Source organism: Microcoleus sp. MOSTC5, from assembly GCF_036701825.1.
GTDB classification, from domain to species: Bacteria; Cyanobacteriota; Cyanobacteriia; order Cyanobacteriales; family Microcoleaceae; genus Microcoleus; species Microcoleus asticus.
Genome location: NZ_JAUBRK010000067.1, coordinates 12145 through 32643, shown reverse-complemented (window position 1 = coordinate 32643; position 20499 = coordinate 12145). Strand labels below are relative to the sequence as shown.

Annotated in this window: 20 protein-coding genes and 3 rRNA genes; 9 read left to right on the top strand and 14 right to left on the bottom strand. The window is 44.7% G+C overall.

Annotated features, from left to right (window positions below; translation table 11 throughout):
* Window positions 1-15: 15 nt before the first annotated feature.
* Entirely contained in the window at window positions 16-804 is a 789-nt protein-coding gene (gene modA / locus QUA54_RS28095) for a molybdate ABC transporter substrate-binding protein (RefSeq protein WP_333417628.1), read from the bottom strand.
* A 99-nt stretch (window positions 805-903) separates the two neighbouring features.
* Window positions 904-1638, bottom strand: coding sequence for a class I SAM-dependent methyltransferase (locus QUA54_RS28090; RefSeq protein ID WP_333417626.1), 735 nt, complete (start codon window positions 1636-1638; stop codon window positions 904-906).
* A gap of 825 nt (window positions 1639-2463) precedes the next feature.
* On the opposite strand from QUA54_RS28090, the gene QUA54_RS28085 reads away from it, so the two are divergent.
* Entirely contained in the window at window positions 2464-2652 is a 189-nt protein-coding gene (locus tag QUA54_RS28085) for a hypothetical protein (RefSeq protein WP_333417638.1), read from the top strand.
* Window positions 2653-2665: 13 nt separating this feature from the next.
* Here QUA54_RS28085 and QUA54_RS28080 read toward each other — a convergent pair whose 3' ends face one another.
* The 3 genes from QUA54_RS28080 to QUA54_RS28070 are packed head-to-tail and all read right to left on the bottom strand — an operon-like array spanning window position 2666 to window position 4661.
* Complete coding sequence (locus QUA54_RS28080; RefSeq protein WP_333417624.1) at window positions 2666-3553, bottom strand: ABC transporter permease; 888 nt, start codon at window positions 3551-3553, stop codon at window positions 2666-2668.
* 44 nt (window positions 3554-3597) lie between these two features.
* The gene (locus QUA54_RS28075) at window positions 3598-4269 is read right to left on the bottom strand and encodes a hypothetical protein (protein WP_333417622.1); all 672 of its coding nucleotides are present in this window, start codon (window positions 4267-4269) and stop codon (window positions 3598-3600) included.
* Entirely contained in the window at window positions 4266-4661 is a 396-nt protein-coding gene (locus tag QUA54_RS28070) for a RusA family crossover junction endodeoxyribonuclease (protein ID WP_333184637.1), read from the bottom strand. The genes QUA54_RS28075 and QUA54_RS28070 overlap by 4 nt, the downstream gene beginning before the upstream one ends.
* A gap of 271 nt (window positions 4662-4932) precedes the next feature.
* Here QUA54_RS28070 and QUA54_RS28065 point away from each other — a divergent pair, with 271 nt between their 5' ends.
* Together QUA54_RS28065 and QUA54_RS28060 are read left to right on the top strand one after the other, a co-directional pair.
* Window positions 4933-6261, top strand: coding sequence for a pitrilysin family protein (locus QUA54_RS28065; RefSeq protein ID WP_333417620.1), 1329 nt, complete (start codon window positions 4933-4935; stop codon window positions 6259-6261).
* A 350-nt stretch (window positions 6262-6611) separates the two neighbouring features.
* Entirely contained in the window at window positions 6612-7640 is a 1029-nt protein-coding gene (locus QUA54_RS28060) for a C39 family peptidase (RefSeq protein WP_333417619.1), read from the top strand.
* A 194-nt stretch (window positions 7641-7834) separates the two neighbouring features.
* On the opposite strand, the gene nadC is transcribed toward QUA54_RS28060, so the two are convergent.
* Window positions 7835-8698, bottom strand: a complete 864-nt coding sequence (gene nadC, locus QUA54_RS28055; RefSeq protein WP_333417617.1) for a carboxylating nicotinate-nucleotide diphosphorylase — start codon at window positions 8696-8698, stop codon at window positions 7835-7837.
* A 140-nt stretch (window positions 8699-8838) separates the two neighbouring features.
* Window positions 8839-8988 carry a hypothetical protein gene (locus QUA54_RS28050; RefSeq protein WP_333417615.1) on the bottom strand — a complete coding sequence of 50 codons (150 nt, stop codon included), beginning with the start codon at window positions 8986-8988 and terminating at the stop codon, window positions 8839-8841.
* Between QUA54_RS28050 and vapB the strand changes: the two genes are divergently transcribed.
* The 3 genes from vapB (at window position 8987) to QUA54_RS28035 (ending at window position 11286) form a co-directional block, all read left to right on the top strand.
* On the top strand, window positions 8987-9190 hold the full coding sequence (gene vapB, locus QUA54_RS28045; RefSeq protein ID WP_333417613.1) for a type II toxin-antitoxin system VapB family antitoxin: 204 nt from the start codon (window positions 8987-8989) through the stop codon (window positions 9188-9190). The two genes, QUA54_RS28050 and vapB, sit on opposite strands and share 2 nt — an antisense overlap.
* A 171-nt stretch (window positions 9191-9361) precedes the next feature.
* Entirely contained in the window at window positions 9362-10516 is a 1155-nt protein-coding gene (locus QUA54_RS28040; protein ID WP_333417611.1) for an AAA family ATPase, read from the top strand.
* A gap of 2 nt (window positions 10517-10518) precedes the next feature.
* Window positions 10519-11286 (top strand): DUF3226 domain-containing protein, encoded by a 768-nt coding sequence (locus QUA54_RS28035; protein ID WP_333417609.1) that lies wholly within the window; start codon window positions 10519-10521, stop codon window positions 11284-11286.
* 60 nt (window positions 11287-11346) lie between these two features.
* Here the strand turns inward: QUA54_RS28035 and rrf (QUA54_RS34605) are convergent.
* Window positions 11347-11463 (bottom strand): 5S ribosomal RNA (gene rrf, locus QUA54_RS34605).
* A 78-nt stretch (window positions 11464-11541) separates the two neighbouring features.
* Here rrf (QUA54_RS34605) and QUA54_RS28030 point away from each other — a divergent pair.
* Complete coding sequence (locus tag QUA54_RS28030; protein ID WP_333417607.1) at window positions 11542-11721, top strand: hypothetical protein; 180 nt, start codon at window positions 11542-11544, stop codon at window positions 11719-11721.
* 237 nt (window positions 11722-11958) lie between these two features.
* Here QUA54_RS28030 and QUA54_RS28025 read toward each other — a convergent pair whose 3' ends face one another.
* The 5 genes from QUA54_RS28025 to QUA54_RS28005 form a co-directional block, all read right to left on the bottom strand.
* On the bottom strand, window positions 11959-13536 hold the full coding sequence (locus tag QUA54_RS28025) for a cytochrome P450 (RefSeq protein WP_333417606.1): 1578 nt from the start codon (window positions 13534-13536) through the stop codon (window positions 11959-11961).
* Between the two features lie 262 nt (window positions 13537-13798).
* Window positions 13799-13915: ribosomal RNA gene (gene rrf / locus QUA54_RS28020) — 5S ribosomal RNA — on the bottom strand.
* Between the two features lie 209 nt (window positions 13916-14124).
* The gene (locus QUA54_RS28015) at window positions 14125-14313 is read right to left on the bottom strand and encodes a hypothetical protein (RefSeq protein ID WP_333417604.1); all 189 of its coding nucleotides are present in this window, start codon (window positions 14311-14313) and stop codon (window positions 14125-14127) included.
* A gap of 207 nt (window positions 14314-14520) precedes the next feature.
* A 5S ribosomal RNA gene (rrf, locus tag QUA54_RS28010) occupies window positions 14521-14637 on the bottom strand.
* Window positions 14638-14833: 196 nt separating this feature from the next.
* Window positions 14834-15082: a hypothetical protein gene (locus QUA54_RS28005; protein WP_333417602.1), complete on the bottom strand. Its 249-nt coding sequence runs from the start codon at window positions 15080-15082 to the stop codon at window positions 14834-14836.
* Between the two features lie 775 nt (window positions 15083-15857).
* Here QUA54_RS28005 and QUA54_RS28000 point away from each other — a divergent pair.
* Complete coding sequence (locus QUA54_RS28000; protein WP_333184611.1) at window positions 15858-17078, top strand: FtsW/RodA/SpoVE family cell cycle protein; 1221 nt, start codon at window positions 15858-15860, stop codon at window positions 17076-17078.
* A gap of 521 nt (window positions 17079-17599) precedes the next feature.
* On the opposite strand, the gene QUA54_RS27995 is transcribed toward QUA54_RS28000, so the two are convergent.
* Window positions 17600-17659, bottom strand: a complete 60-nt coding sequence (locus tag QUA54_RS27995; protein WP_246276836.1) for a hypothetical protein — start codon at window positions 17657-17659, stop codon at window positions 17600-17602.
* Window positions 17660-17773: 114 nt separating this feature from the next.
* Here QUA54_RS27995 and QUA54_RS27990 point away from each other — a divergent pair, with 114 nt between their 5' ends.
* Window positions 17774-20488, top strand: coding sequence for a CHAT domain-containing protein (locus tag QUA54_RS27990; RefSeq protein WP_333417600.1), 2715 nt, complete (start codon window positions 17774-17776; stop codon window positions 20486-20488).
* Window positions 20489-20499: the final 11 nt, after the last annotated feature.

Here is a 20499-nt window from a genome sequence, read left to right as displayed (position 1 = left end):
CTTAGTTTCGTCGATCTAAGACCGCAGAGGGCGGAGTCCAAATTTTTGAAATACTGCCATTGCCCGATCGCTGCTTAAAAAGTCCAGATACGCCTGCATTTGCTGGGGATGGGGAGAGGTTTTAACCACAGAGGCAGCGGAGCGAATTGGCTCATAGAGCTCGGGCGATACGGTGGCTAATATCTTGACCTTGGAAAAAGCTTTGGCTTCGGGCAGAAAGGTAATGCCCACCTCTGCCTCTCCCTGCTCGACGGCTCGCAAGACTTGCCGCACATCCACCTTTGCCCAGACTGCCTTGGATTCCACTGCCTGAAGGATGCCTAACCGACTCAGAATGGGGTGGGTATATCTGCCAATCGTCAGGTCTTTGTTGCCAATTGCCACTGTTTTGAGGCGATCGCTCGCTAACTCGTGCAAATCATTCAATTGCACCGCAGAATCAGCCGCAGCAATCACCACAATGTCGGTGGTCACTAACTCCCGACGGCTTTCCGGCAGAATCAGCCCTTGGGCTTGCAACGCATCCAGCGGTGAAATATCGGATAACAAAACCCCATCTAAAGGTTCTCCCTGCTCAACGGCTGCCCGGATTACGGCTGTTCCGGCAAATGTCGGATTCAACCAGATATGGGGGTGTTCCTGCTGATAGAGTCGATCGATTTCCTCCACGGCAGTGCGAACCATGCCTGACGCAGCCAAATTGAGCGTCACCGCCTGGATGTGGGGTGGGGAGGAGCAACTGCCCAGCCAGAGGGTGAGCGTCAAGGAGAAGAAGCACAATGTCAGCCATCGGAGGAGTTTCATATCAGGTTTCGTGAGATTTCAGTTTCTAAGCCTTGGATGGATCTGTAAATTTCGGAACAATCACTACAGCGACTCTCGGTTGTCTCTAATATAAAGTCTCTAATATAATTTCTTGGCAACGATACAAACCATTCCATTAATCATCTCGTTCTGAAGTATCTGTAAACCTATTTCAGATAGCCGATCGCACAACCAATTTTTATTGAGCCGCAGTTTTTGGTAAGAACTGGCACTGAATGACCACCGATCGCCCTGTTTTTGATAGAGTAAGTCATGGACTGCTACGCTGTTTTCCTGATACTCCAAGAAACAAGTGAGGATTGTAAATTCATCACTTTGTACAGGAATAAAACGCTGAGATCCATGAAGCTCTGCTGAAACATAATCGCGGAAAGTTAAAATCAACATCCCATTTTCAATCAGCCGGCGCTCAATGTCCAAAAGTAATGAATCGACAGCACTCAATGATTCTAGGTGTGTAAGTGTGTCGCCCATGCAAACAATGAGCTGCGCCTGTTCCTGAATGTGTTGCGAGAAATTAAGCAGATTGTCGTGAATGGTACGGATGGAAAGATGTTTAGCGCGATCGCGCAACTCTGAAAGTAGCGCTTCACAGAAATCTATAGCTACTACCGAAAAGCCTAGTTTTGCTAAAGGAATAGATTGAAATCCTGAGCCTGCACCTAAATCAATGGCTAATCCTCGCGGTGCGGAGTCGATCGCCAATTGACAAAAAAGAGCGTGATTTCGTTCGATCGCTGCTTCAGGATTTCCTGACATCCAACTGTAAACGGCAGCAAGTTGCTGGTTATAGTGGTCTTGTGCTGTGTTCATTATGATGCTAAGGTCGATGACTCGTTGAAAAGGAGCAAAACCATTCAATTCGATGGAAACTCAACAACCACTGTCGCCTTTTACGCGGAAAACTGCTAAAACTAAAGTTCAAATCGCAGAATATGACTGCAATAGTCGCGATTCAGTATGAGTATCTTTAGATTGCACCGAAGATTCACAGCGGTGTAACCGTGCCTAATTTTTCAGTGGAAGGTAACAAACCAAGGATTTATTAAAACGAAAGCGGGCAAAAGAACTAGACTAGCGTTTGAAAAATCAACTGTGGACTTTTACCAAAAAGCTGATTTCTGTGCGCTTTGAATAGCCGTGGCACGATGGTCAAAGTACGGATTTGTTCCTTGAAATAATCTCATAATATCGAAGGAAAAGGGAAAAGGGAAGAGGGAAGAAGAGAAATCCTTCCACTCTGTCACACTCCCGGCTTGTTTTCGATAGCCAGCGGGAGGATCGCAGTTGTATATCATTCATATCTAACCGGATTTGATATAATTCATGCTTTGCGATCGCTTTCAATAACTTTTGTAACTCACTGTTCTAGCTTGCCTACTTGTTGATAGTAGCAAATGTAACAATTCATGGTTAAAATTTGTCGTAAACTGATGCTTAGCTGAAAAGTTACTATTGATTATTATGCAAAAGTATAACTGAAAAAAGCTGCAACATGGTTCAGACATTCGCGGTATCGCCATTGAAGGCGTTCCAGACGAACAGGTTAAACCCACCCCGGAAATGGCGACTATTTTGGGGCAAGCCTTTGTGAGTTTGCTGGTGCAAAAAGTCAATAAATCAGCGGCATAATTAACGATCGCGATCGGGCACGACTGCCGTCTATCCGGGTCAATCTTAATGCAGGCAGTCATAGCGGGTATCACCTCAGCCGGCAGCCCAGGCTACGGCTTTCAAATGGCTTCAACTCCCGCCAAAAGTTTGAGCATACACAAACAATTTTTAGAGGAGGCACAGTATTGCTCAAATACTGTGCCCGCTGCGTAACTCCTGAATATTGCTATTTCCTTGCCGCAGCATTGGATCTGGGGTCTAAAACGTCTCGCAGCCCGTCGCCCAAAAGGTTGAAACCCAGAACAGTCAAGGTAATCAGCAAACCGGGAAACAAAATAGTCCAAGGAGAAGAAAGAGCGTATCCGCCCTTAAAAGCATCAGAAAGCATCGTCCCCAACTCAGGGGCGGGCGGCTGTGCGCCCAAACCCAAAAAACCCAAACCCGCGGCTTCTAGTGTCGCCGTACCAGTCGAAAGAGTTGCTTGTACAACTAGAGGCGCGAGACTTCCCGGCAAAATGTGGCGAAAAATAATCCGCAAGTCGCTGGCGCCCAAGGCCTTGACAGCCAAAACAAATTCTTGTTCCCGCAGAGACAGCACCATACTGCGAGTTAAACGGATGTAAATCGGAATTTGCACGAGGCTGACGGCGATAATTACGCTTTGCAGGCTCGGCCCGGTGACGGTAACAACGCCGATCGCCAGTAAAATCGAAGGAAAAGCTAGCAAAATATCCGCCAAAGTGCCGATCGCCATCTCGGCCCACCCCCGAAAATACCCGGCCACGAGCCCCAAAAGCGCTCCTACAATTAAACCCGCACCCACAGAAACCAGGCTGACGAGTAAAGATATTCCCAATCCGTGCCACACCCGGACCAACAAATCTCGCCCCAAACCGTCGGTTCCAAACCAATGTTTAGCGCTAGGAGCCACTAAGCGCAACAAATAATCTCGATCGACCGCCGGATCGTAAGGAGAAAGTAGGGGGGCCAACAGTGCCGAGATCGTCAGGGCTACAGTCAAAATTAAGCCGATTTTCCCCGAAGTCGATCGGCAAAATCGTTGAAAAGCTGCTTGTGGAAATACTAAGTTTTTATTCAATTTTAGATTTTCCATCTTTTGCTGTCACAAAAAAAACTCAGGACTTATTGCCAAACCTTTCAGGACTGAGATAACTGTGGTGCCCATAAACTTATTAATTCATTGACAAGGGCGAGCAATTCAGATACAGACTCATTGACTTCTGGTGCTTCAAATCCATGAATAAATCGGTTTCTTACGCTTAAAAGTCGCATTGCTCGATCGTACTCTTCTATTGAAAGTTCTCCTTGCGAATACATATGTTTGATGAGAGATACAGTGGGAAATCTTTCAATTGGAATAGTAACCTCCTCAGCTCGTCTACGCAAAAGTGCTTCAAGTATTCCCCAAAGTGATAAAAACGCGCCTTCATTTTCTTCTAATGAGATCAGACGTTCACTTTGTGTTATTCTACTAAAAATATGTTCCCAAGATAATAGATTTACTTCCTTGGCGTTGTCTTTCAGTAAAGCATCTTCTTCAGTAATTAATAAGAAACGCCAGCCTGTATTTTCAGAAACTATTTCAGCAATTTCTTTCAACCTATCTATAGATATTTGCCTGCCAGAACCGTTGAATTCGATTATATAACCTTCGGCTTCGTTCTTTTTTACAATCAAATTTGGACGATATGTCCCTAAATCGAAAGGGATGTCTTCGGGTTCAGGGTCAACCAATACTGTATAGCCTGCTTGTCGGTATTTTTCTGCAATTTTAGATACTGATTTGTCGTGTATTAATTTAGCGGTCATAGATAACTCTCTAATGCTTTTGCTGAATTTATTCTAACGTAAACGCACTCACTGCCAGATATTATGCCCCGGAGCAACAATGACGGACATAAAGCAACGTCAAACGTGTCACTAAGCGAGCGACGATGCGACTCCACATCTGTGACAAGTGAATCATCCTCATAAACTAACCCAATTAGTGCATCCTGTATGGGCTTTATGATATTGTCAGTGTCAACTGGATCAGCATCATAAAGGTACACTAAAGCTAAATGAACATTTCCTGAATAAGGAGTTCCTACCCAAGTTTTTGACGCTTCTGCACGCACAAATGCTTGCCAATTCTGTAGCTTGCTTCTCTGCCTCGTTTGCAAAGATACAGGGCGTTTTGGAATCAGAAACTCAAATTGCATTGGCAACTCCGAAACTTGAATGCGAAAAGAAGGGATTAAAGGCTAAATTCAAAGTAGACTATAACTTGCAACTTTTAACACATCAACTTTTGTTTTGTCGATCGCACTGATTTCTCATAACCCTCACGCCCTCACCGCTCTCGCATTTCGCGATCGCCCGACAACATCCCCACCAACCATCAGCCGTGGGATCAATCTAAAATCTAAAATCTAAAATCTAAAATCGGATGACCCTTTAAGATATAGAGAACAAGATAAATTTAAAAGCACAATGACATCAACCCTGCTCAAAACCTCCCACCGATCGCCCCTCAACGCCCCAACAGTCCGCCATTTTCCCAACGGCCTCACCGTTATAGCCGAACACTTGCCTGTCGATGCTGTTAACCTCAGCGTATGGCTCAATTTAGGCTCAGCCGTCGAACCAGACGAAATCAACGGCATGGCTCACTTTTTAGAACACATGATTTTTAAGGGAACTCCGAGCATTCCCAGTGGCGAATTCGAGCGCGCGATCGAGCAGCGCGGCGCTGTCACCAATGCTGCCACCAGCCAAGATTACACTAATTACTACATCACCACAGCTCCTAAAGATTTTGCCGAACTAGCTCCCCTGCAAGTCGATGTGTTGCTCAACGCCAGCATTCCCGACGACGCCTTCGCTCGAGAACGGCTAGTAGTGTTAGAAGAAATTAGACGATCGGAAGACAATCCCCGCCGCCGCACCTATCAGCGATCGATGGAATTAGCGTTTGAAGTCCTGCCCTACAAGCGACCGGTACTCGGCCCGACTGCGGTAATCGAACAGTTGACAGCCCAACAAATGCGGGATTTCCACAGCAGCAGATATCAGCCCGGGGCCATGACAGCGGTAGCTGTAGGCAATTTGCCAGTCGATCGACTAATAGAAATTGTCGCAGACAGTTTTGCAGCAAAAAGTACAGCACAAAACAACAAAATAAATGTGCCTGCTGTCGGCAACTTTCACCCAGAACCCCAAACCCTGAACTACGGTCAAGAATCGCCGTTTACAGAAACAGTCCGCCGCGAATTTGTAGACTCTGCCCTTCAGCAAGCGCGACTGATCGTGATGTGGCGAGTGCCAGGTTTCATGGAAATGTCCGAAACTTATGCCCTGGACGTTTTGGCGACAATCTTGGGTCACGGCCGCACAACTCGCTTGGTTAATGATTTGCGCGAAGAAAAAGGGCTAGTGTCGTCAATTTCGGTCAGCAACATGACTCAGCGACTCGGCGGCGTATTTTCGATTTCCGCTCAACTACCGACAGAAAACTTGCCAGCAGTGGAAGCTGCCATCGTCCAACACATCCGCACTCTCCAAACCGAACTGGTGACAGATGCCGAAATTTCCCGCATCCGCACCCAAGTCGCAAATCGGTTTATCTTTGGTAACGAAACTCCGAGCGATCGAGCAAGTTTGTACGGTTACTATCAGTCGATGTTAGGAGATATCGCTCCCGCCCTCAACTATGCAGCCTGCATCCAAGCTCAGACTGCCGAGGATCTCCGAGAAGCCGCCGTCAAATATCTGTCTCCCGATGCAATGGGTGTTGTGGTAATTCGCCCGGACGAAGCATAAATCGGACGATCGCCTCAACAGGGGAATTCTGCCCTCCCTCTGCTTTTGAGGCATCCAACAGCATTCGGCATTCCGCAGAAAGAATGCCAACGGGCACCAGGGATTTTTAGTCAATAGTGCCTGAAATTCGATCGGCTCTCGCCTTGAAGGTTTTGTATCAAATAATTAATATCAAGCCTTTAAGGTAGGGACGATCTGTAAAATCACCGTAATTTTATGAGAGGATCGACTGGGAATTATTGACAATCAAGCAATTGGGTCTGGGGCCACCGGATTTATCTGCGGTCGTAATTCTAAAATCGAAAATCTAAAATCTAAAATCTAAAATCGATTGACACGGGCAGACAAGAATGAAATTACAAAACTTTCTAAACTCAAAAATTAGGTACGATGCCAAAGCAATCGCTGCTGACGACGAACTCAGCGGCCAAATTCAAAGTCGCCTTATTGACATGGGTTTACTCAAACCTCCCGTAGACTTCCAATTTGGTCCTCTCTCTACCGCCACCCTCCACCGATTTCAAACTCTGATGAAGTGCGGCGAACCGGGTTTTTTGGGAGCAGTCACAGCCAAAAAGCTGATCGAAACCAAACCAGGGGACATTCCCACACATCCCCTGCTCCTGAAAACGCTTAGAGACACGATTTTAAAATCAAAACCGCTGGCGTCTTCTCAACTTCAGGACTCGGAAAAACAATTCATACCAGCCGGAAAAGAGTTTGAGATCCTGGCTTTTGCTCCGGCTCGCGGTCACATCAGAGTTGCTCTCCGCAACGAGTCTTTCAAAGATTCTGGGATTTGGTATGTTTACGGAGCACACGCTCAAATTAGTCAAGACGAGGTTCTGTTTTATCCCAAACCGAATCCCCCAACTGTCAGGCTTGGCATTCCTTATCGATCGCAAATGGATAACTTGAACAATCCTACAGGTTCTTGCAATGTAACTTCATTAGCGATGTGTCTGGACTTTTTGAAGGTGCCACAGCGCCAAAAAACCGGGCAATATGAAGACGAACTCTATGAATATGCGATCGCCCAAGGTTACAGTCGCTGGGACCCCTATGATTTAGCGAAGATTGTTAAAGATTACGGCGCTCAAGATTTCTTTACCGAGAATGCAACTATTGATGACGTTCAAGATTGGCTAGCCAGCGGAAATCCCGCTGTCATCCACGGATACTTCACATCTTTCGGTCACATTATAGTTGCCGCCGGCTACGACAGCGAGGGATTCTTCGTTCACGATCCTTATGGCGAGTGGTTCCGAAGTGGCTACGATACAAGTGTCAGCGGTGCTTACTTGCACTATCCCTATCGCTTAATCCGCAGCCTCTGTATACCTGACGGAAGTTTTTGGGTTCATTTTATCTCGAAGTAATTGTTAAGAGTCATTAGTCATTAGTTATTAGTCATTAGCTAAGAGAGAAGTTACCTCTGGAATTATTCGGCGATTCAAATCGCTTAAGAGTCAAACTCTCGTCCGAGCAGAAGGGGACTAAAGAGTAAAATGGGTATTAAAGCTTGATTTGGTACTGACCATATTTTCTATCACTAATGACTTCTGACTAATGACTAATGACTATGAATTTTCATACTCAAATCCAGCCAAGTCGATCGCGTAATCGGAGCACTGGTAGAAATATAGTCAACTCCGGTTTCGGCTACACTTCTAATTGTTTCTAAAGTAACATTGCCGGAAGCTTCAATTTTTACCCGATCGCTCTTTTCCCGAATTATTGCCACAGCCTGCCGCATCAAATCAAAGGACATATTATCTAACATGATAATATCGGCTTTGTGCTGCAAAGCTGTTTCTACTTCAGCCAGAGTTTCGGTTTCGACTTCGATTGTCAGCGGATAGGGGATAGAATTGCGAATTAGGGCGATCGCCTCTGCAATTCCCCCAGCCGCCGCAATGTGATTGTCTTTAATCATCACCGCATCATCTAATCCCATCCGGTGATTGCAAGCACCGCCGACTTGAGTTGCGTATTTTTCCAACAATCTCAATCCCGGCGTCGTCTTGCGCGTATCTACTAATTGCACGGGCAAATCGGCAATTTTGTCAACATATTTCTGAGTTAATGTAGCGATGCCGCTCAAACGCATTGCCAAGTTTAATGCTACTCTTTCTCCGGTTAGCAGCGCATCGAAATTGCCGGAAATCTCGGCGATTACTTCTCCTTTTTCGCACAGTTTTCCTTCCGGTACTTGGGGGATGAAACTGAGGCCGCTGTCTAAAAGTTTAAATGTGCGATCGGCAATTGGCAATCCGGCAATGACTCCAGCTTCTTTGACTATCCATTTAGCAGTACCCTGGATGCTGTTTGCGGGAAATAAGGCCGATGTTGTGCGATCGCCCCTACCGATATCTTCTAGTAGCCAGTTGTGCAATAGGGAGTCTAAAACTATCCAAGGCGGTAATATTGCTGTCATGTTTTTGTCGGTTGTTATATCGAGCAAAAATCACCCGGCGGTTGAAACCGCGTCTACACAAACGAAGTCCGCCTTCGCGGACTAAGAGATGCAAGGATTTGGGATGATCTCTATTAGGAAGAATAGTCGATCGCGTAATTTTAGGCAAGTTGCAGAATGATGATGGTGTAAGTGCGATCGGGATTTGCATAGAGTGAGGGCGATCGGGCTAGATAATGGGGTATTCTGTGGCTGACATTGGGTGTTGGTGCTTTAATGGAGTAGATGGGGCGATCGCGAGAAGAAATCATGATACAGCCAGTCATTTTAGAAAAATTAGCCCAACTCCCTGAGTCTCTTCAGACAGAAGTGCTTCATTATATTGAGTTTTTGATAGAAAAGCAGGCTAAAAACTCAACCCAAGAAAAGCCGACAAAGCGAGGCGGACTTGGAATTTGGAAAAATCAAATCTGTATCGCTGATGATTGTGATGAACCTCTCGAAGGAAAGTAATTACCGTCGATAATAGTGTAGTATTGTGATGGCGAGCCAAAGCGAATAAATCGCCATCGCTTTGATTGAGTATAGTTGTGGCAGGTATCCTATTGACAACGTTGAGTCTTAGTGATTAGATATAAGCAATCTCAACTCTCATAAAAAATCAGGCTCTTGAAGCCAGTTCCTATGTCTCAGCTCTTTGACCGTTTACAAATCAGTGGCTATCGCGCTCTTCAATTAGTAAATTTGTCTCAATTAGGACAGGTAAACATTTTTGTGGGCGATAACAATGCCGGAAAAACTAGCATTCTGGAAGCTATTTCGATTTTATGCAATCCACTCGATCCCTTTCAGTGGCTTGAGGTTTCACAACGCAGATTATATCTCGGTCGATCGCCATTAATCACACTTCGACCGAACAGTGAGGCATTGAAATGGATTTTTTCTCAAAAAATAGGTGATTCTAATGACGAAATTTACCAAGCTGAAATTCTGATAAAAGCAAATGGGACTACACCCATACATGAATTGAAAGCAAAGCTTGGAGAAATTTATGGTAGTGGAGTAGAAAAAAACAATCAAAAAAGCTTTTATAAAGATATATCTTCTCCACAAGAAGAGGTGTCTTCTCCTGAAATTGACTCAGTTAGAGTCGGTCTAGAATTAGAAATTGCAGTCAATCTAGCTTCAGAACAACTTAATTTATTCCCCCCTGAACCAGAACGTGAAATATTTCAGTTTTGGGAAAACGAGCGATTTGTCCAGCGCCGACGCAATAAACCCATCGTTAAAAATGCAACTATATTTCCTTCCTATTCTTCATCGGAACCTATTCTAGAGCGGCTATCACGAATCATCAGGCAAGAAGAAGATGGTAAAAATGAAGTATTAGAATTAATTCGCTCCTTTGACAATAATATTCTTGACATTCAAATACTTTCCATGCCAACCGGTATAGCCACTCTTTACATAAAACATAAAGAGCTTGGCTTGGCTCCTCTATATGTATTTGGCGATGGATTTAAGCGAGCTTTAGTTATTGCTCTCACTTTGTTGACTACAGCTAATGGTGTACTTCTAGTTGATGAAATTGAGACATCTATCCATGTTTCAGCTCTTGGCAGTGTATTTTCTTGGTTGATTGAAACCTGTCGCCGCCGAGAAATACAGCTTTTTGTGACAACTCACAGTCTCGAAGCTATCGATGCAATGCTACAGCCTGAAATTGCTACAGACAATGTTGTAGCTTTTCGGCTAAACCATAATGGACAAGCACCCCAGAGGTTTTCTGGTAATTTGTTGCATAGGTTGCGTTCAGAGCGTGGACTGGATGTGAGGTGATTATGGTTAGGTACTGTTACATCGTTGGAGAAGGCCCTCAAGATATTGAATTCTTGATTTGCTTTCTCAAATATTACGGTTTAAAGCGAGTTACTCTTTTATCTAAGCTTGACTCATTTTGGGAGCCACTTGTACCTAAAACATTTCCGATAAATGATGATTTGATGAAGCGTGTGCCTGTTCCAGTATTTTTACAAAATGCTGAGCTATCAGTTGCTTTACATAGTGCTATTGGAATCACACGCTTGTCAAATACTATCGAGGAAAGCCTTGCTATAATTCCAGCTTCAGATATTTTTGGTATTGGTATTTTTTTAGATGCTGATGATGTCGAAACACCTCAAGAAAGATTCGATAAACTAATTGCTGAGTTGTCTCCACTAGGTTTGTCCTTACCTCCAACACTGGGCGAAGTGATGAAAGGTTCCCCTAGATGTGGAATTTTTATCGCTCCTAATAACAGTGACTCAGGAACCTTAGAAGATCTTTTGTTGGAATGTGCAAAGTTAAACTATCCCAATCTACTATCTATGTCTACTAACTATGTTTCTGGCATTGATACTAATCAATTAACTAACAATGACTTGAAGCAGTTAAATAAACCAGCAGGCAAAAATAAAGCAGTGATTTCAAGCATCAGTAGCATACTAAGACCGGGCAAAGCTCTGCAAGTTTCTATACAGGATAATCGATGGATAGATGAGAAAACAATGGAATTGGATAGCATCAAGCTTGTCAAAAAATTTATTGATGAAGTTATTTTACCCTAACCCCCCAAACACTAAAGCTCTTTTCCGTTGTTGCGGGAAAAGAGCTTTAATTTATTATTAACCTGGCACTGAGCTATTTTACCGGGCAGTGACCCGCCGAGTATCTTCGCCATAGCAACGTTTAACAACCGATCTCGGGATGGATCGGAGTGGTTCCATTAGATCATAAGCACGATGTTGTTATGATTGTATTAAAATAAAAACGACTGGAATGGGCAATTATTATGACTATTCCTGATATTACGATCGCCCTTATTGCAGCAACTTCCAGAATCATTCTTGCCAGAAGTCAGCGACTACATCGACTTTGTGATCCACAAGCACCAAAATAGAATAGCTGAACCCAAACTCCCAGACGATATTACCAAAGCTTGGGCACAATGGTTTGAGGAAGTCGATCGCTACTTACAAAAAAATTGTGTGTACCGCATATAAATGGAATATGCTGTATCTACTTCAATCTCATGCAAAGCTGGTTGAAGATGTTTCGGATTCCGCAATTATCTTTGGGAGTTCCTAGGCTGATTTCTTTGATGAATTTCTTTCCCATCCCTATTGCTCAAACGAATTTTACCCCTGATCACCTATTTTCCCATGCTTAGAGTTATATAAGAGCGCTAATCAGGCTATCTTGTATATTCCTAAAAATTGCGGTGTTTGAAAAGTTTAGGCTCAGTTTCTCCCTCGAAAGCGTATTGGCATTCGATCTGACGGATAAATTAACAGGTTTTGCTGTAATTGTTCCAGAGAAGAACGACCGTTAACTAACTCCCAATCGAAGTGGCGCACAAATAATGCTAACATCATCGTTCCTTCCAGCATTGATAGATGCTCTCCTAAGCAACGATGCGACCCTGAGCCAAAGTGTATCATTGGCAGTGAACTTGTTTCCTTATTCTTGTCTAGCCAACGTTCGGGCCGAAATTCCTCTGGGTTAGCATAAACTTCTGGATCTCTTCCGGCTGCAAGCATTGACCAGGATACTCTTGTCCCACGCGGAATCACTGTACCCTCAATTAGAGTATCCCGTTGAGTCTCCAATGGACTTGAGCCAGAGGCCACTGAATAAAGGCGCAGTGTTTCTTTGATAATGGCACGAATATAAGCCAATTCTTTGAGGTTTTTTAGGTTGATCCCACTTTCTTTTTGCCAAGCTTGGTCAACGATATCTCGTGCTTGTTGAAATACTCTTGGATTTAAGCTCAATTCGCCAACTGCAAAGGATAAAGTATGGGCTGTGGTGTCAGTACCCGCGATTAATAGTTCAATCGATTCTGATATTAAGGTTTCGCGATCGTATTTTGGTTCTTTAGCCGCGATTTTGACTAACATTGATTCCCTAAACAAACTACTGACTTGTGGGAAATCAGTTTGATTTTGTTCTCTCATCTTTAAAGCTAAGTCAACGCGGGGAGTAAGGAATTCCGTTAAATATCGCCTTGCTGCCCAATAATCCCGTGAATTCTGAGTTGGCAAATATTTCATCCATCTTTTCTCCCCCGTAGCTTGTCGCAGGAAACGATAACCTACAATAGACATCGCTTCGTACACCTTGCTAACTTCCAGGGGGGAACCTTCCTGACTGGTACTATTTCTATCTACAGGAATACCTAGTACAAAAGAGGAAATCACCCTCATTGTTAGTTCCACAAACAGAGGATCTACCTCCACTTCTTTTGGGGGTGCAACTTGTTTCAGCGTCTCAATGACTTGTTCGCAAGCTTGGCTAATTATTTCCAGATATTTGGAAATATTGCTCGAACTAAATTCTGGATTCCAAGCCTGCCGTCGCCACTGCCACTGGGTTCCAGTTTCTCCGAGCATAATAGAACCGCTGATATCGTTCCATGCTTGACGTACTTGCTTGGCTCTAATTAAGCTACCATCTCTCATCCCATTGATAATGGTATCTTCAATTACTTTTGGTTTACTTAAAATCACAGATGGAGTCCTGCCATTCCAGATGACGTACATCGGGCCTAACTGCTGACTCCAATCAAAAAATAGCTGAAATAATTTTTTCTGTTTTACTGCTGCTAATACTTGTGGCAGATTTCCTAACACCCAATATTGGGGAGGCGAAGGAAGTGATTGTAGCGATTTATACGTTTCCTTTCCTTTCCACCATCGCCAACTCAGTATAGACGCTATGCTAGTAACGCCTAATACCATTACTAAATATGACAAGAAGGAAGAAGAACCATTTATTTGAGAAGTAATGCTTTGAAACATAAATCTGCCCAAGTCCATAGTTTTTTATTACCCATATACTACCTTGAAAAGGAGATTAAGTAAGTCAACTTAATTAAATATAAAACGTTCGACTTGGTAATTGCCTGATGTGGCTCTAGCATTAAGTCCTTTAATGATGGCCTGGGATAATTCGTAATCGTCTTCAAATACGCAGCAAGCTCTGGACTTAGGCACTTGTCATATTATAAACATCTGTAACTCCCCAAAAAACTAAAGCTCTTTTCCGTTGTTGCGGGAAAAGAGCTTTAATTTATTATTAACCTGGCACTGAGCTATTTTACCGGGCAGTGACCCGCCGAGTATCTTCGCCATAGCAACGTTTAACAACCGAGTTCGGGATGGATCGGAGTGGTTCCATTACATCATAAGCACCAGGAAAGCTTTGAAAACTTTTAATCCTGTGTCTGCGTTCTGCTTAATTTTAAGCTTGATGCGCTGCATCTCTTTCGCTCGACTTAATTACCTTATCAAGTTTTCCTTTGTCTGTCAACCCCAAAGTCAAAACTTTTTTAAAGGTAGCCCGAAACAGCCCCCAATAGCCGAGTTTGACGTATTATTTGGGAGTGTGACCGATCGACCTTTAACTCACAAGTCCAAAAAAGCCGCATCGACACCCTGTTGTGTGCGAATCTTCCCGTCCTTCACAAACCGCGCCACAACCTGCTTAAGTGTTAATTGTTCGATCGCCCTTTCGGCTTCTGCCGCAATTTGCCTCAAAGACCGCAAAGACGCAATTACCAAATTCGTAAAAAAGTTTTCCTTTCCTAGCATCAAGTTCGATGACCCAAAATCTGCTGCTGGCCCAGAATATTGAGATTTCTACAAAACTCGCACGTTAGAAATCTCCAACAATTCTTGTGAGGAGTAGGGGTTAGGCATCCTGCCGGCCCAAGACTTGCTTTTGTGTAGATGAGTAATAATTCACCAAAAAACTAAAGCCCTTTTCCGTTGTTGCGGGAAAAGAGCTTTAATTTATTATTAACCTGGCACTGAGCTATTTTACCGGGCAGTGACCCGCCGAGTATCTTCGCCATAGCAACGTTTAACAACCGAGTTCGGGATGGATCGGAGTGGTTCCATTACATCATAAGCACCAGGAAAGCTTTGAAAACTTTTAATCCTGTGTCTGCGTTAAGTTTGATGCGCTGCATCTCTTTCGCTCGACTTAATTACCTTATCAAGTTTTCCTTTGTCTGTCAACCCCAAAGTCAAAACTTTTTTTCGATCGCCCGAAACCGCCCCCAATACCCGAGTTTGACGTATTATTTGCCAGTGGGATAGATCGACCTTTAACTCACAAGTCCAAAAAAGCCGCATCGACACCCTGTTGTGTGCGAATCTTCCCGTCTTTCACAAACCACGCCACAACCTGCTTAAGTGTTAATTGTTCGATCGCCCTTTCGGCTTCTGCCACAATTTGCCTCAAAGGGCGCAAAGACGCAATTACCAAATTCGTAAAAAAGTTTTCCTTTCCTAGCATCAAGTTCGATGACCCAAAATCTGCTGCTGGCCCAGAATATTGAGATTTCTCCAAAACTCGCATCTTATATCATGTCCGGTCGATCGACCGTGATATAATCCGCAGGAACACGACCCCCATCAAATAAAGAAAGCCAAAACGAATTACGATCGCGCCTCATCTGAGTATATACGGCTGTTGTTAACTGGCGGTTTCAATGGTTGTGGTTATATGGTTTTGTACATCCGAGTACCGGAGAAACCAAAAGAGTGGATACTACCCTTTGTCAATAGCCAGCTTTTCGAGCGAGTTTGAGCAGATGAGATATCGACATTGGAAAGTAGGGCCGAAAAAAAGAGTCATTTTAGTAATGGATGGAGATCGATGGCATTTGAGTGAAAGCGTGAAAATCCCCTTGGGGATATATTTATATTATCTGCCTTCACATTCACCCGAACTGCAACAGCCGTCAAAGACTGTGGCCAGCAGACAAATGAACCGATAGCTAATCACTGTTTTAAAAACGCAAGATGAATGAGAAGCAGTTTTATTCCAGCGGTGTGGAAAACTGTTAAATCTCAAACAGTTAATCAGTAGTTTGGCTCATTTCTGTTGGTGACCGGAGGCAAAAGTTTAATCATGGTTAATCGACCGCACATGATATCAATTTATGTAACTGCTCACCGCAACGCAGTTCCGCTGAGCAGTTACCTTTTTTGTTTGTTATGATTTTACCTAATAACTATAAGACTTATGCACTTTTAGTCATCAATCCGGTTTCTTCGTCAATTTCTCGTTGCTAACCCAATATTTTGCCTAGACACCGGGTTGATGGGTGTAATTTTTAAACTCATGACTAATGGCTAATGACATTCGACGCTTCATTCCATTTTTTGACCCCAGCGCGTCTCAATGGGCCGCTGAGGCCCGCTGGCTGAGGTGGCTGACTTTTCTGTGGCTGTTTGTAGGGCTGACAGCATTGTTTTCGGCTTCCTATCCGATCGCAAATTATGAATTTGGAGACGGCCTTTATTATTTTAAACGACAGCTAATCGCAGTGGCGATCGGGCTGGCAGGTTTTAACTTGATGGTGTACTCCCCCCTGCGCTACCTGCTAAAAACAGCTCAGTTAGGCGTCCTGTTGCTGCTGGGATTGCTCTGGTTGACCTTAGTTCCGGGAGTGGGAACCACTATCAACGGGGCGACTCGCTGGATATCTCTGGGCCCGGTTCCGATTATTCAACCTTCTGAGTTGATCAAGCCGTTTTTTGTTCTCCAAAGCGCCCGCATTTTCGGCAACTGGCCCCGGTTGACAAATAAAGTTCGCTTAACTTGGCTGTTAATTTTCGGCGCAATGCTGTTGGGAATTTTGTTGCAGCCGAATTTGAGCACCACGGCTTTGTGCGGGATGACTTTGTGGTTGGTGGCTTTAGCGGCTGGCTTACCTTACTTGCAGTTGGGCGCAACGGCTATCGGGGGAATGCTTTTGGCGGTTTTAAGTATTAGTTTTAGGGAATACCAGCGCCGCCGGATTATGTCTTTCCTCAATCCTTGGGCCGATCCGATGCAAGACGGCTATCAGTTGATTCAAAGTCTCCTGGCTGTGGGTTCTGGGGGCATTTGGGGTGTGGGTTTGGGGATGTCGCAGCAAAAGTTATTTTATTTGCCGATTCAGTACAGCGATTTTATTTTTGCTGTGTTTGCTGAGGAGTTTGGTTTGGTGGGAGGTTTCTCGCTGTTGCTGATGTTAGCAGCTTACTCTACTGTGGCTTTGAGGGTAGCGATGAAGGCTCGAAATATTGAGTCTCAGTTGGTGGCGATTGGGGTGATGGTGGTGATGGTGGGACAGTCGCTGCTGAATATTGGGGTGGCGACGGGGGTTTTGCCGACTACGGGTTTGCCGCTGCCGTTTTTTAGTTACGGGGGTTCTTCGATGTTGGCGAGTTTGTTGTTGTCGGGGTTGCTAATTCGGGTGGCTAGGGAGAGTTCTGAGGCTGATGTGGTTTCTTTAAACGGTCTCCGTGGAAAGTCTGGAAAGCCGAAGTTGCGATCGAACAACGGCACTGCACAAACCGAATAATTTGTCAATAGCAAACAAACCCGGTTTTTGGCAAAAATCGGGTTTGTTTATTACCTAAAAACTACTGGCAGAATACCAATTTATAGGAACCGGTATTGTAGGGAAGAACACTGATGTTGAGAAAAAAAGAAGTCGTCGATCTTAAGGCAATTCGAGATTTATATCGTCACAGATGAATGTCGATCGACTATTTCCGCCCGTCACCCTTATTTGGCGGTTCTTCTTGTTGTTCTTGAGGTTTAGCTGTGATGTTAGCTAATTCTTTTTTGTCGGGTTGCGGTGTTTCTGGAGTTGAGTTAGCCATTGAGTTTTTTCCTAAATAGATGCACCGCTTAATGATATCTTTTCTGGCGACAAATGTATTGCTGTAGATAGGGGGAGGAAAATCAAGACAGAGAATTCGATTTGGGCTTTAATATTAGACAGCATTATGTAGATGCAAATGGCTGTCGCTTGCTATACTGCTGGAGGGTTGCAGCCAAACAAATCGGAGGCGGACGCAAAAACACCTTTGTTAAGAATTAAATGCCGAGATGGCGAGCTCGAACGATTAAGCCTTGCTGCTGCAATTTTCCCAGCATTCGCGTTAATGTTACCAGAAAGAATTGCTTTAAAGCCCCAAGCCCGATCGGGAGAAATTAAAAGAAGACTATTTATTAGTCCAATCCTCTTCCTTCCAGTTAGAGGTCGTTATCTTGCAGTCAACAGTCAACAGTCAACAGTCAACAGAACCGCGTCGTCCAAATCGCATTAGCAATATCTTGATGTGTCAAGCGGATGCTCAAACCAGAGGCCTGTCAAAAGTTATGAAACTGCAAAAAATTGGATTGTCGGCACTGATCTCAATCTTAGCGGGGCTGACTGTAGGCGAGTTTCGGTTTATCCCTAATTCTCAATTTAAAATCATCAATTCTCAGGCCTTGGCTCAAACCCAAGCTCAGCAAGCCGAAGCAGACCGACTGTTAAAGGAAGGGATTCAGCAGTATGATATTAGTCAATTTCAAGCTGCATTGCAGTCTTGGCAACAGGCACTAATAATTTATCGAGAAATTAAAGACCGCCAAGGCGAAGGGTGGGCTCGGGGAAGTCTGGGAATTGCTTACGATTCCCTCGGCGACTACGCCAAAGCGATCGAGTACGCCCAGCATTCGTTGGCGATCGCCCGAGAAATTAAAGACCGCGAAAGCGAGGGGACAGCTCTGGGAAGTCTGGGAATTGCTTACGATTCTCTCGGCGACTACGCCAAAGCGATCGACTACGCTCAGCAGTGGTTGGCGATCGCCCGAGAAATTAAAGACCGCGAAAGTGAGGGGACAGCTCTGGGAAATCTGGGAAATGCTTACCGTAACCTCGGCGACTACGCCAAAGCCATCGAGTACGCTCAGCAGCAGTTGGCGATCGGCCGAGAAATTAAAGACCGCTACAGCGAGGGGACAGCTCTGGGAAATCTGGGAAATGCTTACCGTAACCTTGGCGACTACGCCAAAGCGATCGAGTACGCTCAGCAGTGGTTGGCGATCGCCCAAGAAATTAAAGACCGCCGAAGCGAGGGGGGGGCTCTGGGAAATCTGGGACTTGCTTACCTTTCCCTCGGCGACTACGCCAAAGTCATCGAGTACGCTCAGCAGCAGTTGGCGATCGCCCGAGAAATTAAAGACCGCCAAAGCGAGGGGGCGGCTCTGGGAATTCTGGGAATTGCTTACTTTTCCCTCGGCGACTACGCCAAAGCGATCGACTACCAACAGCAGTCGTTGGCGATCGCCCGAGAAATTAAAGACCGCGAAAGCGAGGGGAAAGCTCTCGGAAGTCTGGGAATTGCTTACCTTTCCCTCGGAGACTACCCCAAAGCGATCGACTACGCTCAGCAGTGGTTGGCGATCGCCCGAGAAATTAAAGACCGCCAAAGCGAGGAGACGGCTCTCAACAATCTAGGATTCGCTCTCTCCAAATCTGGCAATCTCCCAGCAGCAGAGAAAACCCTACTTGATAGTATTAAAGTTTCGGAATCTCTCCGTGCTGGATTAGGCGATGTCAATAAAGTGTCAATCTTTGAAACTCAAACTAACCCCTACCTCACTTTACAAGAAGTCTTCATTGCTCAGAAAAAAACTAATGACGCTTTAGAAATTGCCGAACGGGGTAGAGCCAGAGCTTTTGTCGAGTTATTGGCATCTCGCCTTGCCCCATCTGCATCTGTCCCAACTACTATCAACCCCCCCAATATCCAGCAAATTCAACAAATCGCTAAAGAGCAAAACGCTACCCTCGTCGAGTATTCCATTATTAGGAATGAAGCCCTCTATATTTGGGTCATCAAGCCGACTGGTGAAATTACCTTTCGCTCCGTTGACCTCAAATCTCTCGACATCAATCTACCCGAAGCCAGCGAAGAGACAAGAGTATCTGCTGCTACCGGGAGGAGAGGATTAAACGAGCAAGATACCGCCTTAGCTGAGATGATTCGCGGCACTCGCGATGCTCTCGGTGTATTGGGGGACACTGCCAATACACAAACAGCTAATTCCCCTGCTTCTACCACTGCTAATTCTCGGATAATCTACCCCAAATTACAGCAAAGTTATCAACTACTCATTCAACCTATTGCCGATATTTTACCTACTGACCCGAATGCTCCTATCATCTTCATTCCCCATCAATCCCTGTTTTTAGTTCCCTTTGTCGCTTTACAAGATCCGACAGGTCAATATTTGATTGAAAAACATACCATCCTCACTGCTCCCGCCATTCAAATTTTGCAGTTCACCCGCCACTCACGGCAAAAAAACCGACAACTTTCTCTCCAAAATAACCTCGTCGTCGGCAATCCAATTATGCCCAAAATAGGCACCCCGCCGCGCCAATTAGATCCCTTACCGGGCAGCGAACGGGAAGCAATTACAATTGCCCAACTTCTAAATACTAAACCGATTACAGGCTCTCAAGCGACTAAAGCATCGATTACTCAACAGATGCTAAAAGCCCGGATTATTCATCTGGCAACTCACGGATTACTCAATGAAGTGAAGAGCCGAGATTTACCGGGAGCGATCGCCCTAGCTCCATCAGGAAATGATGACGGATTGCTGACTTCGAGCGAAATTTTGGATTTAAAATTAAATGCTGAATTAGTGGTATTAAGTGCTTGCAATACTGGCAGAGGAAAACTCACAGGCGATGGCGTGGTTGGGTTATCTCGTGCTTTAATTAGTGCTGGAGTTCCTAGTATTCTGGTTTCTCTGTGGTCAGTACCAGATGATTCGACAGCGGAATTAATGGCAGGATTCTATCGCCAGTTACAGCAAAACCCGAATAAAGCTCAAGCTTTGCGGCAAGCAATGCTGATGACAATGAAGATGCACCCAAATCCTCAAGATTGGGGGGCGTTTACGCTGATTGGCGAAGCAGAATAAGATTTTTTTCT

What these genes read in the sequence shown, in the direction of transcription:
- QUA54_RS28040 (WP_333417611.1), top strand. Translation starts at nt 9,362, where the DNA reads ATGTCTCAGCTCTTTGACCGTTTACAAATCAGTGGCTATCGCGCTCTT.
- QUA54_RS28070 (WP_333184637.1), bottom strand. Translation starts at nt 4,661, where the DNA reads ATGCAATTTGAGTTTCTGATTCCAAAACGCCCTGTATCTTTGCAAACG.
- QUA54_RS28050 (WP_333417615.1), bottom strand. Translation starts at nt 8,988, where the DNA reads ATGATTTCTTCTCGCGATCGCCCCATCTACTCCATTAAAGCACCAACA.
- modA (WP_333417628.1), bottom strand. Translation starts at nt 804, where the DNA reads ATGAAACTCCTCCGATGGCTGACATTGTGCTTCTTCTCCTTGACGCTC.
- QUA54_RS28090 (WP_333417626.1), bottom strand. Translation starts at nt 1,638, where the DNA reads ATGAACACAGCACAAGACCACTATAACCAGCAACTTGCTGCCGTTTAC.
- QUA54_RS28035 (WP_333417609.1), top strand. Translation starts at nt 10,519, where the DNA reads ATGGTTAGGTACTGTTACATCGTTGGAGAAGGCCCTCAAGATATTGAA.
- QUA54_RS28025 (WP_333417606.1), bottom strand. Translation starts at nt 13,536, where the DNA reads ATGGACTTGGGCAGATTTATGTTTCAAAGCATTACTTCTCAAATAAAT.
- QUA54_RS28000 (WP_333184611.1), top strand. Translation starts at nt 15,858, where the DNA reads ATGGCTAATGACATTCGACGCTTCATTCCATTTTTTGACCCCAGCGCG.
- QUA54_RS28080 (WP_333417624.1), bottom strand. Translation starts at nt 3,553, where the DNA reads ATGGAAAATCTAAAATTGAATAAAAACTTAGTATTTCCACAAGCAGCT.
- nadC (WP_333417617.1), bottom strand. Translation starts at nt 8,698, where the DNA reads ATGACAGCAATATTACCGCCTTGGATAGTTTTAGACTCCCTATTGCAC.
- QUA54_RS28060 (WP_333417619.1), top strand. Translation starts at nt 6,612, where the DNA reads ATGAAATTACAAAACTTTCTAAACTCAAAAATTAGGTACGATGCCAAA.
- vapB (WP_333417613.1), top strand. Translation starts at nt 8,987, where the DNA reads ATGATACAGCCAGTCATTTTAGAAAAATTAGCCCAACTCCCTGAGTCT.
- QUA54_RS28065 (WP_333417620.1), top strand. Translation starts at nt 4,933, where the DNA reads ATGACATCAACCCTGCTCAAAACCTCCCACCGATCGCCCCTCAACGCC.
- QUA54_RS28005 (WP_333417602.1), bottom strand. Translation starts at nt 15,082, where the DNA reads ATGCGAGTTTTGGAGAAATCTCAATATTCTGGGCCAGCAGCAGATTTT.
- QUA54_RS28075 (WP_333417622.1), bottom strand. Translation starts at nt 4,269, where the DNA reads ATGACCGCTAAATTAATACACGACAAATCAGTATCTAAAATTGCAGAA.